The organism is Nostoc sp. DedQUE09 (assembly GCF_034530915.1).
Taxonomy (GTDB): Bacteria; Cyanobacteriota; Cyanobacteriia; order Cyanobacteriales; family Nostocaceae; genus Nostoc.
This window is the reverse complement of the sequence record NZ_JAVRCE010000005.1, coordinates 176096-191826: the sequence shown is the minus strand read 5'-3', so window position 1 is coordinate 191826 and position 15731 is coordinate 176096. Positions and strand designations below refer to the sequence as shown.

Genomic DNA, 15731 nt, shown 5'->3' with positions numbered 1-15731 from the left:
TTTATCCCCTCAACCCTTGCAATTTTACCTGTTTTAGGGAATGAAACAGCCCTGCTTTGCAAGGGGGAGTTAGAGGGGGTCAGAACGACTTGTGTGTACACCGTAGCCTTTACAAGGGGGGACTAAGGGGGGTAACAACGCAATTAAAATCACAGTCAAACACTTTTCAAACAACCTCTTAGGGCGAGGGCATTATATGAGCCGTCGAATTCACGTTACCTCATCAGATTTTTAATATGTGTCTAAACACGGTCTAGCAGCTAATATTGTTGTGTAAAAATTTAAATTGCAGTCATTTAGTTTTCCAAGACTTTATTTTATTCAATTAAAAATATTTATCAAATCTTACAGTATCTTTTTGGTAAGTACGCCACTTTTAAGTGCGTACTTTTCATTTTATATGTATATACTTTACTATTTAAATAGTTACAAATTAGGTCTAATCAATCAGAATTCTAAACTTTGAATTCTAAATTCTTCTAAAAACAATTAACAACGAGGTAAATTTATGTCTCAAAATACAATTACCCACTTAATTCACGATCGCAATGCCCGTGGTCATGCGAAAATGGGCTGGCTCGATAGTTATCACACATTTTCCTTCGGTAGTTTTTACGATCCTAACCGGATGGGATTTCGCTCTCTGCGGGTAATTAACGATGATCGCATCGCCCCTGGCGCTGGATTCCCTACCCATAGCCATCGTGACATGGAAATCCTCACCTATGTCTTAGAAGGTGCTGTAGAGCATAAAGACAGCTTGGGTACTGGCTCGGTGATTCGCCCTGGTGATGCCCAAATTATGAGTGCTGGAACTGGAATCAGCCACAGTGAATTTAATCCCTCACCAACTGAACCACTACACTTACTACAAATCTGGATTCTTCCCGATCGACAAGGAATAACGCCAAGATATGAACAAAAAGCTTTTCCTCTCGAAGAAAAGCGCGGTAAACTCCGCTTAATTGCCTCTAAAGATGGGCGCGATGGTGCTGTGACAATTCACCAAGATGTTGAGTTATATACATCTGTTTTAGAAGCAGGCGATGTTGTTAATTATCAAGTCAAAAGCGATCGCTATGCCTGGTTACAAGTAGCACGAGGCATAGTCAACTTAAATGGTGAAGAACTCAGAGCCGGTGATGGTGTACAAATCAACGGCGAAGAACAGCTAGAAATTAGCACCAACATCGGCGGTGAAATCTTGCTTTTCGATTTAGGCTAATATTGCAGCTAAAAGGGCGCTTAGAAACCGCGTCGTAAACAAAACCTGCGGGAGCAGGTTATAACAAGGGGCTTAAGCCCCTTGTTTTGTTTTAGTCTGCGCAGACGGACTTCGCCTGTGTAAAATGAGACTGTTGGAATATATCCAAATCACGATTATACTTTCTCATAAAACCATCAAAATACTTGGGGGCAATAGCCAAAAAGTTCTTAGTTTGGGAAAGATATATCAGACTTTAATAAATATTAGAGGTGGCTGTAATGCCGACGATTCATTTTGTGGATGGTGAAAAAGGCGGGGTAGGAAAATCTCTCTTTGCCAGGACAATGATTCAGTATTGTCTGGATAAGAGAATCCCATTTGTGCCAGTGGAGACAGATAGATCGAATCCAGATGTCGCAGGGGTATATAAGGAGATATGTAAATATGCTGTGTTTAGCGAGAATGAACGACAGGCAAATAAGGCAGATAGAATATTTGAGTGGGCGATAGAGAAGCCAGTAATTGTGAATTTATCTGCACAATCGCATAGAGCAGTACAAGGGTGGATTGAATCTAATCAATTACTTGAACTAGGAAGTTCGCAGGGAGTTCTGTTTTGCAAATGGTTTGTATCGACAGGAGGATACGACAGCATCAACCTGTTTGCTCAGTCAGTGAATACTTACGGTGAGAAAATCCCTCATATTTTGGTGAGGAATTTAGGGCTGTGTGATGATTGGGAGCATCTAGAGTCAGACTCTAACTATCAGAACATAGTAAATAAATATCAGATAAAAGTTATAGATTTTCCGAAGTTAGCATACAGAGAAAGAAACATAATTGACCAAAATCGCCTGACTTTTGCAGAGGCTAGAGAATATAAAGAATTTGGGATAATTGGAAAACAGAGAATAGTGAATTTTCTGAAACTTGCTTATGGTGCTTTTGAGAAAGTAGGTATCTGGTATGAAAAAGTTGAGTAACAGTCATTAGTCATTAGTCATTGGTCATTAGTACCTATGACTTAGGACAAACTTTAGCCGGAGATTGGATGGAGGTGCGATGGCGTAACCGCTCACGTTGGCGATCGCTTTGCGAATTTGACTACAATTCTTAAAAAGAGTAGCAAAAACCTAAATGTCTAAAAAGTCCGATTCGCAGTTCCAAAATCTCTTTAGTTCACCCAAATCAACCAACTGGGACGAAAGATTAGCCCAAATAGCCTATCGCTTTAACCGAGAATATCAACGTGAAACCTTTGAACTCCCAGCAGAAGTACAGGCAATGCCGATATTCCGGGAGTGGATTGGAGGTAGTTTCTCAGGTAGAATTGCTTCCCCTTTCTGGGAAATTGCTAAACCTCAAAAAAACCAACACTGTATAGATATTGGCTGTGGGATCAGCTTTTTAATCTATCCTTGGCGGGATTGGCAAGCGTTGTTTTATGGGCAAGAAATCAGTAATGTGGCGCGCGATACCCTGAATTCTCGTGGGCCACAGTTGAATTCTAAGCTGTTCAAAGGTGTTGAGTTGGGAGCAGCTCATCAGTTAAACTACCCATCAGAGCAATTTGATTTAGCGATCGCCACCGGATTTAGCTGCTATTTTCCCCTCGAATATTGGGATGCTGTACTAGCAGAAGTCAAGCGGGTGTTAAAACCAGGTGGACATTTTGTGTTTGACGTTCTCAATCCAGAACAGCCTTTAGCAGAAGATTGGGCAGTTCTAGAAACCTATTTGGGTGCTGAGGTGTTTTTAGAGCCTTTGACTAAGTGGGAAAAAACAATTAAGACCGCTGGTGCTAAAGTCGTAACGCACAAATCGGGGGAATTATTCGAGTTATACAAAGTACGGTTTTAAAAATACTATTACTCAGGGATAACTGGACTCATTGGATCTAAAGAAGTTGTAAAAACAAAATAGATTACCCCAGTTCCGAGAATCATCACAGCTAGACTGAACAGCAACACCCAACGGTCTGTTGGTTCGTAAGTATCTTCTTCGATATCACGACGGACAGCAAAATAGTGTACTGTTGAGAGCCACACCGTGATTAAACCCACCAGCGAAAAGACTAAACCTAACTTCCAGCCGTTGCCAGGACGGGGTACTAAAGGTACATGGAAGGCACGCAGACGCACAATGACGACACCAAAACCTAAAAGAGCGATTCCTGTCCGCATCCAAGCGAGATAGGTACGCTCATTTGCCAAGTGATCTCGGATTCTGGACGGATTCAGTCGTCCTGGCTTTTTTTTATCTTTTTCTTCTTCTGTAGGTTTCAATTTTAACTGCATCAATAACACCCTTATCCCCAAAGCGGCTCTTATCAAAAAAATGCGAAGGTAGTAGAAAATCTCTTTCCAGATGACTTGCAACCAGCACAATAGTTGCGCTACTGAAATATGCTTGTTGTGATTGTACATTTTTCACAAAATTTATTTTAATGCAGATATAGAAATAAAACAAGCCTAAAATTGAGGATAGATAAATTCAAAAAAATAGCCAAGATCAGAGAGATGTTTTACCAGTGTTTGTCCTGTTTTTCTCTGATTTTGGCTGTTACCCTATTTAAATTCAGAACAATCATTCAAAAATAGACTATGCAGTTCTATTTCAAGACTGATTGCTAGGCGCATTAGGAACTCGTGTATTTATTAGATCCTGCGATATATCTGGGATAAACCAGTTAGCCTCTTTGCTGTTAACAACTTTTACAGTCGGGACATTTAATTCAATCGCAGCAGTATCTGGATTCCTCTTAATTACCAACTGAGTTCCATCAAGGATCTTCAAAGCAGCGGCTCCTGTCAATTCTTCACCTTGTCCATTAGGACTAGAAGTGAAATTTGCTACTTGGATATCATTCGGTAGATAGATGCCATCACAATCCCAGTTATTTTTAGTGGATTGACCATCAGCTAGAAAATATAGACCATTTTCGTATACGGCATCTTCATCTTCTTCATCATTTGGTCTTTTACCGTATACCGCTATGGTATTACCTGTTTGGTTGTTGCACTGACCCCAATTGATTCCCGTCTCTAAAGCATATTTTTGCAGTGTTAATTCCTCGGTTCTTTTTTTAATTTCTTCTGGTGTCAGACCTTCAACTTGAGTTTGAGTATCTTTTGTCTGCGAGAGTTGCTGAAGTGCTTTAGTGACTTCGACGTAATCAGGGTTTTTGCTAAATTTTGGTCTATCAGCAAAAGAAGGTTGAGCAAAGGCTAGATTAGCGACAATCATTAAGACAATTAGCAGAGATTTCCAGATTTTCATGTTTTGATTCCTGTTGATGGGTAAGATATTTTCCAGTTTAGAATTCATTTGGCTCAAAAAATTGATGATGCATCTCTTTATTAGACACTTAATTTTTCTTGTTCTTCACTCGACGGCTGAGTATTAAAACCTAAAATCAATGAGAATATATAACTAGAAACTACAGATAAAAGAGTCCAAGTAACATTTTCTGTGACAATAAACACGCCCAAACCAATTAAGATACAAGGGACAAAAGTATTGCCATTTTCAGTTAAAAAGTTGGCGATCGCAGGCAAGTAGGTTAGCTTGTAAGCCGTATAACACCATACACCCACTAGCGTGAAGAATACACCTATAATCACCAGCAGACTATCTAATTCTGAGTTGGCAAACAGGGGCACGTAGACGCTGATATTATCACTGCCATTAGCAAAGGCGATCGCAGCGACATTGCAAGTTTGTGGAGAAACAAAACTCCTAACTATAGAGGGACAAGACTGCTCGGTTTCTTCTTCGGCTTCCTCAGATGAATCCTCTTCGCGTTTTAGTAAACTGCTCACACCAATGATTATTGGCATAAAACCAAGTAGTCTAATCCAGTCCTGCGGTATGATTAGTCCACCGAAGAAACCGGGAAGGCTAGCAATGATCAATGCTGCAAAACCGAGATACTGACCAGCAAGGATGTGACGACTGCGAAAGGTTTTACTTATTTGTGAAAAAAACAACGTCAGAATGACAATATCATCGATGTTGGTGGCAGTGAATGCGGTAATCCCTGTGGTAATTGCAGTTACTAAATCGTTCATTTGTGAATGTCCTTATGTTCATGCTTGGGCATTAGGCGTTAGAGTGCTGAGGGCTGAGTGCTGAGTGCTGAGTTAGGAGTTAAGAGTTAAGAGTTAGGAGTTAAGAGTTAGGAGTTTTATTTATCTCCTTGTCTCCTCATCTCCCCGCTCCTCTGCTCCCCTGCTCCCCTGCTTTTTACTTGCCGTTTGATTCCGTGCCGAAGCTTTGATTTATACTTTAGTCAAACTAACCGATAGAATCAAATGCTTTTATTTGTCAAAATGATAAATGAAAGTGATTAAAATTTTGACACTAAGTCTTAGGGATAAGATAAATGGCAGGAATGACGCTTGAGCAGCTAAAAATATTTCTGGCTGTGGCGCAGAACTTACACTTTACTCGCGCAGCAGAGGAGCTTTATATTACACAACCTGCTGTCAGTGCAGCGATCCACAACCTAGAGCAAGAATACGGAGTGAAACTATTTCATCGGATTGGTCGCCATATCGAGATTGCTGAAGCGGGTAAATTACTACAAGTGGAAGCGCAGAAAATTCTCGATCAAGTTTCCTTGACTGAAAGGGGATTGCGAGAATTGAACAATCTGCAACGGGGTGAATTGAAATTAGGGTCGAGTCTGACAATTGGCAACTACTGGCTACCAAGTAAGATTAGTGAGTTTAAGAGCCAATATCCTGGTATCCAGATTGACTGTACCCTTGCCAATGCAGAAACGATTTGTGTCGGTACAGCGATGGGACAGTTTGATTTAGGTTTGGTGGAAGGTGATGTGAAGCCAGCGCTTCAGAGTACTCTGGAGTACGAAATAGTGGGAAGCGATCGCTTGCAAATTGTGGTTGGTCAAAAACACCCTTGGTTTGAGTGGGGAGAAGTTGATTTAAGTCAACTAACCCAAACTCCTTGGGTGATGCGGGTGCGCGAATCTGGAACTCAGCAAAGGTTTGAGGAAGCGTTGCAAAATTGGGACATTAACCTCAGCGAACTGAATGTAATTTTAGTGTTCACCAGTGGTGAGATGGCAAAAGCCGCGATTGAAAACGGCGTAGGTGCAACTGGAATTTCTGAGTTGATGGTAAAAAAAGAAATCCAGTTGGGGACTCTGCGGGCAATTCGAGTTATTGATAACAGAGAAAGCAACGGTGCGATGCCTGCGGCGGGCTACGCCTACGCAGAAATAGTTCGACCTTTTTTCAAAATCAAACACCGTCAGCGTTTTCAAACTGCTCTTTCCAAAGTCTTTGAACAAATGTTGATATCGTCTATGTTGGATAGTTCACATCAACTATCAGTTATTTAAAGGAGATTGGGCGTTAGGAGTGCTGAGTGCTGAGTGCTGAGTTAGGAGTTAAGAGTTAAGAGTTAAGAGTTAGGAGTTAAGAGTTTTATTTATCTCTTTGTCCCCTCCTCTCTCTCATCTCCCCGCTCCCCTGCTCCCCTACTCCCCTGAATCCTTACGTGCCGTCGAAGTATGCTCCCCTGCTCCCTACACCTTCCGCATATTTCTACCGATCGGGTCAAAACCTCTAGAAAATCGCGTACTTTCATCGTAGTAAGCGCCAGTCAGATTAGCTCCATACAACTTGGCATAGTTGAGTTTTGCTCCTCGGAGATTTGCTTCATTCAGATTGGCACCGCTCAAATTAGCTCTGGTCAAATTCGCTTTGGCTAAATTAGTTCTACTCAAATCTGCTCCCCAGAGTTTAGCTTTAGCTAGGTTAGCTCCACTCAAGTCAGATCCCCATAAATTAATTCCCGGCAAATCGGCTCCAATCAGCTTGTCCCTACTCAAGTTGACGGCTGGAAAATATCTTTCTCCTGCGGCAAAACGCCTTTTTAATTCTTCAGCATTCATGCGTCACGTTGACCTTCTTTAGCAATACAGAAGTTATTTGTTCCCATTCTTGGCTTAGTTCTCCTGAAAATTCTGGCTGACCACTGCGTTGATACCAGAAATGGGCATTATTTAAATCGCCTTCTTTACGGTGCAAATAAGCATGAACCCAGGCACTGTCGGCATTGCTGGCATTTGCAACTATTTGATGAGCTTTGTTCCAATCACCTTTATTGTCATACCACATTGTTTGCAGCCCTTTTGGTAGTGTCTGAAGACATGACCGCTGCTTTTCGATCAATCGCAGGAATTCCTCTGTATTCATGATCGCCACCTAACAAGAATCAAACTTCTATCTCTAAGATACTCCTCAGCTTAAGGCTAAGGGGAAAAGAAGAAGCAGGGGAGCGAGGGGCAGGGGAGCAGGGGAGCGGGGAGATGAGACAGATGAGGGAGATGAGGGGACAAGGAGATAAATAAAACTCTTAACTCCTAACTCTTAACTCTTAACTCTTAACTCTTAACTCCTAACTCTTAACTCTTAACTCAGCACTCAGCACTCAGCACTCAGCACTCAGCACTCCTAACGCCTAATGCCCTTCATCTCTACTTAACTGGAATAACTTCAAACTGGAAAGTACCGATCAAACGGTTATCAATATAGATTTCTATTCTATGCTTACCAACTGGATCGCCAGCAGCGATTGTCCAAAAATTTTCAATTACACCTTCTGGAGCCGACTGTGTGCGCCGTGTTACAGATGTCTTGCCGTCTGCTGATATTGAGAAATCTTCACCATTATCTGTACCCCAAGTTTCTGGAGGTTTTGGTAAATACAAGACTTCACGCCATTTCACTTCACCTTGGTAGTTTTTGAGTTTAATCCGCCACCCGTAGGTGTTTCCTTCCTGAAGTGGCACTCTTGTTGTCTGAAAAATGGTAACGTTTCCTTTGGAGTCAACTCTCTTCAGACCAAACTCGGTGTTACTGACAGTAATCTGTTTTGCATTCGTTGGCGCCGGAGATGATATGGCATTTTCTACCAAAACAGAAGTAGCGTTGATTGGCTCAGAACCTACGATCCCAGATATTAGCCAAAAAGCAGCTAGCACAGTAGTAGTAGTCCAAATTCTCATTAGTATGGTTTTCCTGTCAGACTTTTGGTACTTATTCAAGTAATCTGCCATGTTTTCCGGGTCAAGGTTAGCGATGGTTAGACAAAGACGAAATTGCTTGCAGAAATTTGGCGGATTTAATCAACCCACTGACTTTGGTCAACATCCAATCTAAAATCAGTAAATCATAGTCTTTGCGAAAGGCAAACCATTGCGCCGTTGTTCCTCCATCTGCGTAGGCGTAGCCCGCACTTCGGCTGCGCCCTTCTCTACGAGAGGCTGCACTTCGACTACGCTCAGTGACCACGCCAACGGCTACGCTCAGGACAGGCTCAGTGACCACCGTAGGCATCGCATTTACTGCATACTCATTCCTCACCGTCTTACTCTACGAGACACTTCACGAATGCGATAGTGTGGCATGGATATAGTATCCTGAATTCTAAATTCGGACTCCTGAATTCTGAATTCTGACTCCTTCTTTATCTCCTCCTTTTCTAATCACACTTTGCACATGAGATACCAAGTTGGCGGTAGCCTCCACAGTGACGATCCCACTTATGTTGTGCGTCAAGCAGATGAAAAACTTTATAACAGTCTGAAAGGTGGCGATTTTTGCTACGTCTTCAACTCTCGCCAAATGGGTAAATCATCCCTACTACAGCGAATAAGTCGTCGTCTCAAGTCAGAAGGCTATAAATGTGTTTACTTAGACGTGACGCAATTGGGTAGCGAGGATACTACATCAGCACAATGGTATAAAGGAATCATTGTCAGCATATTCTACGGGTTAAATCTGGCGGAACAGGTCAATTTTAAGCAATGGTGGAATATGCAAACAGGTCTTTCTCCTGTACAAAAACTACACCAGTTTGTTGAAGAAGTATTGCTGCCAAATGTCAAGAGTGATTCTGAAGGAAGCGGCGAAGCTAAAGGCATTTTCATTTTAATTGATGAAATTGATAGTTTGCTGAGTTTGAATTTTCCGGTCAATGACTTTTTTGCCTGGATTCGTCATTGCTACAATCAACAGGCACACGATCCGAATTTTAAACGCCTGGGATTTGCATTGTTTGGAGTCGCCAGTCCATCTGACTTAATTGCTGACAAACGCCGAACACCTTTTAACATTGGGACAGCTATAGAGTTATACGGCTTTCAATTGCATGAAACTAGCCCATTGCTAAATGGGTTACAGGGAGCAATCAGCCAACCAGAAGTGGTGCTACAAGAGGTGATCTATTGGACAGGAGGACAACCGTTTCTAACTCAAAAACTCTGTCAGTTAGTTCTCCAAACTGCCTTAAAGACATCAAAACGAAAAATTGTCCTATCCCCAAACACTGAGGCATATTGGGTAGAAAAATTGGTGCGATCGCAGATTATCCAACACTGGGAATCACAAGATGAACCCGAACACCTCCGCACGATTCGCGATCGCCTACTTTTCAACCAACAACAAGCCGGACGGTTATTGAGTCTTTATCAGCAGGTATTGCAAGCACAGGAAATAGAAGATGAAGGGATGGGGGGACGGGGAGACGCAAAAAGGAAAGACACTAGTGATTTTTTGCATCTTCTACCTGCAATATCTCCCGTGCCTACCGATGATAGTCGAGAACAGACGCAGCTTTTACTATCGGGATTGGTCGAGAAACGCAACGGCTATCTTAGAATTAAAAATCCCATCTACCGCAGTATTTTTAATGCTGAATGGGTGTTAAAGCAGTTAGAGAATCTGCGCCCTTATTCACAGTCATTCAATGCTTGGGTAGCATCGGACTTTTTAAAATGATTGCATTGGTCTGGGTTTCAGAGCTACGATCAATGCTGTCTTCCCAAGCCTGGAACCCCATACCTCACACCCTTCTTCATGACCATCTTCAAAGGGCACAAATCTGCGGTGTGGCGAGTTGCCTGTAGCCCAAATGGAAAACGATCGCTTCTGCCAGTAGCGATTTTAGCGTTAAGCTTTGGCAACTAAATGGCACTTTAATCAGAACTCTTAAACATCAGCAATCAGAACTCTTAAACATCAGCGTGGTGTGTGGGGAATTGCCTTCAGCCCCGATGGCAAAACCCTCGCCTCTGATGGAGATAACCAACTACTTGTGTTATGTGGGATTTAGAACAAGTTCTCCATTTCAACCTACTGAAATACAGTTGTGATTGGGTGGGGGATTATTTAAAGACTGATATAACAGTGGAAAAGAGCGATCGCTCTCTTTGCAATTACAGCCTATTTCATTGATTTGAACCATAATACCTTGTTGGGGCGGCTCAATACCTGTGATGAAATTATCAAACCGCCCTTGCGGTCAGAATTTATAAATATTGAAGCAATTTCAACAGCCAAAACTCATTGAATACAATTACTGACAAAATTTACACGTCAATTTCAATTTGAACAACTAGTTTATTTAGCTGAATATTTGATTAATAATATTTAAAAAATATCAAAAATTCTATGCTTAAACTACTCAGATACATTAGTATTTTTATCATTACCGCCTGTTTACTACTTGCTTGTAATACTTCAGTACCAATTGAAGTAAAACGCCCTCCATTGAAAGTGATATTTGGATCTTTTGTTGGAGAGCTTCCAGGCCTCATTGCTCAAAAAAAAGGATTCTTCAAAGCCCAAGGGGTAGATGTGGAACTAATTCATACACAATACGCCCAATTGGAACAAGCAAACTTCAATGCGGGTAAGTATGATGGGATTACATCGTCTTTAGGGAATTTTATAATCTTGAGTGCCACAAATCCAGATATACAAGGTGTGATCGTTATAGATGAATCAATAGGAGCAGATGTGGTAGTCGCCCAATCAAAAATTAAAACCGTAGCTGACTTGAAAGGGAAAAAGCTAGGTGCAAATCTAGGTGGTTTTAGCGAAGTTTTCGTGACTGAAATGTTGAAAGCTGCAAACTTAACCAGTGATGATGTGAGCTTGGTTCAATTAGAGGCTTTAGAAATTCCTAAACGCCTGAAAAATAATACGATTCAAGCCGGACACACTTGGGAACCCTATCTCTCTGAAGTGATGAAATTAGGGGGAAATATTCTATTTACGAGCAAACAAACCCCTGGCTTGATTTTAGATTTAATTATCTTTCGCGGTGAGACAATCCGCGATCGCCCCGAAGACATTCGTGCATTTGTGCGAGGATGGCTGCAAGCCTCGACCTACTGGAAAGGAAATGTTGAGGAAGGAAACGCTATCATCAGCAAAGCATTAAAAATTCCGATCAATACTCTCTCTCTAGAGGGAATAAACCTACCTGATTTAGGTGAAAATCAAAAATATTTTCAATCTAGCAATCCTAACTCCATTTACAAAACTGCCAAGATATATGCAAACTTTTTTATTCGCTCTGGAAACATTACGCGTATTCCTGAGCTAAAAAGTTTGTTCAATTCTTCCTTCTTGAATCCTTCCTAGCTTGAAGCTATGCAGCACTCCTTTTTAGGCGGCATCCGTACAAAGTTGATCGCCTCATTTCTCATTGTTGCTTTGATTCCGTTGCTGTTATTGGCATTTGTCAACAAACAGACAACCGAAAAAGCACTAACTGACAACGCCCGACAAGCCTTATCTGCGGCAGCTAACGAAACTGCTAACAGAATAGATGCCTTTATTGATGGAAATCTCAATGCCGTGCGCGTAGAGGCAATTTTACCAGGTTTGGCACGCTACCTCAGCCTAATTCCAAAACAGCGAGATGGCAGCCCCGAAATGCAATTGGCGACAGAAACATTAATCCGTCTCAGTCGCAAAGATATGCTCAATATTCTCTCCTATGCTTTGCTCGACTTAAACGGGAAAAATGTATTGGATACACATACACTGAATATTGGCAAAGATGAATCAGTTCAAGATTATTTTAAAAAACCCCTGCAAACTGGTTTATCCTTTGTTTCTAGCATGAAGCGATCGCCGACAATTCCCGATCTTATTACCCTCTTTTTTAGCAGTCCGGTTCGCAATGCCAAGGGAGATATATTGGGTGTATTGCGTGTTTCATATAATGCCACTGTTGTTCAGCAGTTAGTAACTCGGCAAACCGAACGGGCTGGGGAAAAATCTTTTGCGATTCTTTTAGATGACAATAATATTTATCTGGCACATAGTACTGCACCAGAATTGCTTTTTAAATCAATTATGCCTCTGCCTGACGATGTTGTAACTCAACTGCAATCGGAAGGTCGTTTGCCTAATTCTTCTTTCAAAGAATTGGCAACTAACGAGTCAAAACTTAAACAAGCATTGGATAATAAACAGTCATATTTAATTGCATCTTTGTCAGCAACAGGTAATCAGGTTAATCTGATTGCGATCGCTCGTTTGCAATATAAACCTTGGTCTGTGTTGTTTGCACGACCCCTTGCCGTTGCCCTAGCACCTGTAGAAAAGCAAATTCGCGACACAATTTTGCTATTTGCATTTATCGCTGGAATAGTGGCAATCATCGCTTTTATTATTGGACAACTGCTTACAAAGCCAATAATTAACCTTACCAAGATAGTTTTTCAGTTTACCGCAGGTAACTTAGATATCCGTGCCAAAAATAAATCAAAAGACGAAATAGGTCAACTGGCAAAATCGTTTAATAACATGGCACTTCAGTTACAAACATCTTTGGAAACTTTGGAACAACGGGTACAGGAGAGAACAGCAGAGTTAGCCATTGCTAAAGACAAAGCCGAAGTAGCAAATCAAGCTAAAAGTTTATTTATTGCGAATATGAGCCATGAATTGCGATCGCCCCTCAATGCTGTTCTAGGTTTTTCTCAATTAATGTTACGTGCTAAAAACTTACCTGCCGAGCATTACGAAAATGCCGGGATCATTTATCATAGTGGTGATTATTTACTTACACTTATTAATAATATTCTCGATTTATCAAAAATAGAAGCGGGTCAAACTACTCTTAACCCTAGAGACTTTGACCTGTATCGCTTGCTGGATGACTTAGAAGATATGCTACATTTACAGGCAAGTAATCAAGGCTTAAATTTAATATTTCAACGTAGTGAAAATGTTCCATGTTATATTTGCACAGATGAGTTAAAACTCCGGCAAGTATTAATTAATTTGATTACTAATGCAATTAAGTTTACTAAAAAAGGAACAATTAGTTTAACAGTAAATAATACTAGTGAAGAAATCACAGATATTTTAACTCTTGATTTTCAACTCTGTGATACAGGAGTGGGGATTGCAGCCGCAGAATTACCTAAACTATTTAATGTTTTTTCTCAAGCACAAGCTGGAAAAGAATCTCAAGAAGGAACGGGTTTAGGTTTAGCAATCAGTCACAAGTTTATTCAGTTAATGGGAGGAGATATTTCTGTTGAAAGTAAATTAGGAATCGGGACAAATTTTAAATTTTATATTCAAGCAAAATTAGGTCAGCCAATAAATAGCAATATTTTAGAAGTACATCCAAAAGTATTAGAACTTGCACCAGGACAACCTATATATAAACTATTAATAGTAGATGATAAACCTATTAATCGCCAATTATTAATTAAACTTTTACAACCATTAGGGTTTGAGATGAAAGAAGCTAGTAATGGCAAAGAAGCGATCGCTATTTGGAATGAATGGGAACCCCACCTGATTTGGATGGATATGCGAATGCCTGTCATGGACGGTTACGAAGCTACAAAATATATCAAGTCCACTACCAAGGGGAACGCTACAGCTATAATTGCTCTGACGGCGAGTGTTTTAGAAGAAGAGAAAGCGATCGTCCTTTCAGCCGGGTGTGATGACTTTCTCCGTAAACCTTTTGCAGAACATACAATTTTTGATACACTCGCCAAACATCTTGGTGTCAAATACATATTTACTGAAAATAATTATTCAAATTTAGAATATATAGAAAAAAAATATTTAACATCTAACAATCTAATTTGTATGTCTCAGGAATGGATTAATCAATTCTATGAAGCTGCTTTAGAAGCAAATACTAATCGGGTCATAGAATTAATTAGAGATGTTCCCAAAACAGAAACTTTTTTAATTCAATCTTTAACAAAACTTGCGCGTCAATTTGAATTTGAGGAATTGATTGATTTAGCCGAACCCCTGAGAAGCAATGACTCTTGATTCTGATAAAGAAAATAAAGGTAATATTCTCTTAGTAGACGACAGTCCTAAAAATTTACATTTATTAAGTGATTGTCTAGTCAAACTTGGCTACACTGTTCGCAGCGTCACAAGTGGGCGGATGGCACTAAAAACAGTAAAGGCGAAGCAACCAGATATTATTCTTTTAGATATCAAGATGCCAGAAATGGATGGCTATCAAGTTTGTAGAATTCTGAAAGCGGATGAAGTTCTACGCACCATTCCTGTTATTTTTATTAGTGCTTTAGATGATGTTTTCGATAAAGTAACGGCCTTTAAATCAGGGGGCATAGACTACATTACCAAACCCTTTCAAATGGAAGAAGTTGTAGCGCGTCTAGAAAATCAGTTAACCATTCAACGCCAACAACGGCTTCTAGAACAAGAAAATATTAAGCGTAGGGAAACAGAAGAGATACTGTATCAGTCTAGGGCAATGCTAGCTAGTATTTTGAATAGTTCACTAGATGGTATTGCCGCTATGCAAGCTGTTCGCAACCCCGCAACCGGAGACATCGAGGATTTCCGTTGCTTAGTTATCAATCCTGTTATTGCTAGAGCCTTCGGAAGCAAATGTGAAGAGATAATCGGCGAATTAGTACTCAAAAAATTCTTAGCCCGTCTAGAGCCAGAACTCTTTAATCACTTCGTTAATCTCGTCGAGACAGGAGAACCTTTAAAACGAGACCTTTATCATCCGTTAGACAATTCTTGCTGGTATCACTTTGTCGCAGTCAAACTAGGTGATGGTTTTGCTATTACTATACGCGACATTACTGGACGTAAACAAATTGAATTGGCTCTCCAAGATGCAAATCAGAAACTAGAACAACTGGCAAATTTAGATGGCTTGACTCAGGTGGCTAACCGCCGCTGCTTTGATGCACGACTGAAAGCAGAATGGAAACGCCTTGCACGAGAACAACAACCCCTGTCACTGATTATATTTGACGTTGATAAATTCAAACTTTACAACGATTACTATGGTCATCTTGCAGGCGATGATTGTCTAATGAGCATAGCACAAACAGTACAACAGACAATTCATCGTCCTGCCGATTTAGTGGCGCGTTACGGTGGAGAAGAATTTTTGGTACTCTTGCCTAATACTGATTTAGCGGGAGCGATTAAAGTTGCGCAAAGTATTCAGCAAGCAATTCATGCTCTGGCTATTCCCCATGTACAGTCTGATGTCAAGAATATCATCACCGTTAGTTTAGGAATTAGCTCTTGCATACCCATTTGGAACATCAAGCCAGATACACTTATTGCCTCAGCAGATAAAGCACTGTACCATGCCAAACAAAATGGGCGCGATCGCTATTGTAATGATTAAAACATTTTTTATGGCAATACCTTCATTCCCG

15 protein-coding genes and 2 pseudogenes are annotated in these 15731 nt (G+C 40.7%); 9 read left to right on the top strand and 8 right to left on the bottom strand.

Annotation, left to right across the window (positions count from 1 at the left end):
* The first annotated feature begins 508 nt into the window (after positions 1-508).
* The 3 genes from RMY27_RS05390 (at position 509) to RMY27_RS05380 (ending at position 3067) form a co-directional block, all read left to right on the top strand.
* Positions 509-1225 carry a pirin family protein gene (locus RMY27_RS05390; RefSeq protein ID WP_322661111.1) on the top strand — a complete coding sequence of 239 codons (717 nt, stop codon included), beginning with the start codon at positions 509-511 and terminating at the stop codon, positions 1223-1225.
* A gap of 260 nt (positions 1226-1485) precedes the next feature.
* Complete coding sequence (locus RMY27_RS05385; RefSeq protein ID WP_322661109.1) at positions 1486-2190, top strand: mobilization protein; 705 nt, start codon at positions 1486-1488, stop codon at positions 2188-2190.
* A gap of 154 nt (positions 2191-2344) precedes the next feature.
* Positions 2345-3067, top strand: a complete 723-nt coding sequence (locus RMY27_RS05380) for a class I SAM-dependent methyltransferase (RefSeq protein ID WP_322661107.1) — start codon at positions 2345-2347, stop codon at positions 3065-3067.
* Between the two features lie 8 nt (positions 3068-3075).
* Here the strand turns inward: RMY27_RS05380 and RMY27_RS05375 are convergent, their stop codons facing one another.
* From RMY27_RS05375 to RMY27_RS05360, 4 genes are all read right to left on the bottom strand, one after another.
* Complete coding sequence (locus RMY27_RS05375) at positions 3076-3504, bottom strand: DUF202 domain-containing protein (RefSeq protein WP_322661105.1); 429 nt, start codon at positions 3502-3504, stop codon at positions 3076-3078.
* Entirely contained in the window at positions 3464-3640 is a 177-nt protein-coding gene (locus RMY27_RS05370) for a hypothetical protein (protein ID WP_322661120.1), read from the bottom strand. Before RMY27_RS05370 ends, RMY27_RS05375 begins: the two co-directional genes overlap by 41 nt.
* A 183-nt stretch (positions 3641-3823) precedes the next feature.
* On the bottom strand, positions 3824-4486 hold the full coding sequence (locus RMY27_RS05365) for a hypothetical protein (RefSeq protein ID WP_322661103.1): 663 nt from the start codon (positions 4484-4486) through the stop codon (positions 3824-3826).
* An 80-nt stretch (positions 4487-4566) separates the two neighbouring features.
* Entirely contained in the window at positions 4567-5277 is a 711-nt protein-coding gene (locus RMY27_RS05360) for a cadmium resistance transporter (RefSeq protein ID WP_322661101.1), read from the bottom strand.
* 314 nt (positions 5278-5591) lie between these two features.
* On the opposite strand from RMY27_RS05360, the gene RMY27_RS05355 reads away from it, so the two are divergent.
* The gene (locus RMY27_RS05355; RefSeq protein ID WP_322661099.1) at positions 5592-6575 is read left to right on the top strand and encodes a LysR substrate-binding domain-containing protein; all 984 of its coding nucleotides are present in this window, start codon (positions 5592-5594) and stop codon (positions 6573-6575) included.
* A gap of 186 nt (positions 6576-6761) precedes the next feature.
* Here RMY27_RS05355 and RMY27_RS05350 read toward each other — a convergent pair whose 3' ends face one another.
* The 4 genes and pseudogenes from RMY27_RS05350 to RMY27_RS05335 all read right to left on the bottom strand — a co-directional run.
* Positions 6762-7130, bottom strand: coding sequence for a pentapeptide repeat-containing protein (locus RMY27_RS05350; protein ID WP_322661096.1), 369 nt, complete (start codon positions 7128-7130; stop codon positions 6762-6764).
* Positions 7120-7434, bottom strand: coding sequence for a hypothetical protein (locus RMY27_RS05345; RefSeq protein ID WP_322661094.1), 315 nt, complete (start codon positions 7432-7434; stop codon positions 7120-7122). The genes RMY27_RS05350 and RMY27_RS05345 overlap by 11 nt, the downstream gene beginning before the upstream one ends.
* Before the next feature lie 281 nt (positions 7435-7715).
* Positions 7716-8246, bottom strand: a complete 531-nt coding sequence (locus RMY27_RS05340; RefSeq protein ID WP_322661092.1) for a hypothetical protein — start codon at positions 8244-8246, stop codon at positions 7716-7718.
* A gap of 121 nt (positions 8247-8367) precedes the next feature.
* A pseudogene (locus RMY27_RS05335) lies at positions 8368-8577 on the bottom strand (hypothetical protein); the annotation flags it as partial.
* 162 nt (positions 8578-8739) lie between these two features.
* Here RMY27_RS05335 and RMY27_RS05330 point away from each other — a divergent pair.
* The 5 genes and pseudogenes from RMY27_RS05330 to RMY27_RS05315 form a co-directional block, all read left to right on the top strand.
* Positions 8740-10011: pseudogene (locus RMY27_RS05330) on the top strand (AAA-like domain-containing protein); the annotation flags it as partial.
* 259 nt (positions 10012-10270) lie between these two features.
* On the top strand, positions 10271-10354 hold the full coding sequence (locus RMY27_RS35440; protein ID WP_416212309.1) for a hypothetical protein: 84 nt from the start codon (positions 10271-10273) through the stop codon (positions 10352-10354).
* A 338-nt stretch (positions 10355-10692) separates the two neighbouring features.
* Positions 10693-11670, top strand: coding sequence for an ABC transporter substrate-binding protein (locus tag RMY27_RS05325; protein WP_322661088.1), 978 nt, complete (start codon positions 10693-10695; stop codon positions 11668-11670).
* A gap of 9 nt (positions 11671-11679) precedes the next feature.
* Positions 11680-14343 carry a hybrid sensor histidine kinase/response regulator gene (locus RMY27_RS05320; RefSeq protein ID WP_322661086.1) on the top strand — a complete coding sequence of 888 codons (2664 nt, stop codon included), beginning with the start codon at positions 11680-11682 and terminating at the stop codon, positions 14341-14343.
* On the top strand, positions 14333-15700 hold the full coding sequence (locus RMY27_RS05315) for a diguanylate cyclase domain-containing protein (RefSeq protein ID WP_322661083.1): 1368 nt from the start codon (positions 14333-14335) through the stop codon (positions 15698-15700). Before RMY27_RS05320 ends, RMY27_RS05315 begins: the two co-directional genes overlap by 11 nt.
* The last annotated feature ends 31 nt before the right edge of the window (positions 15701-15731 follow it).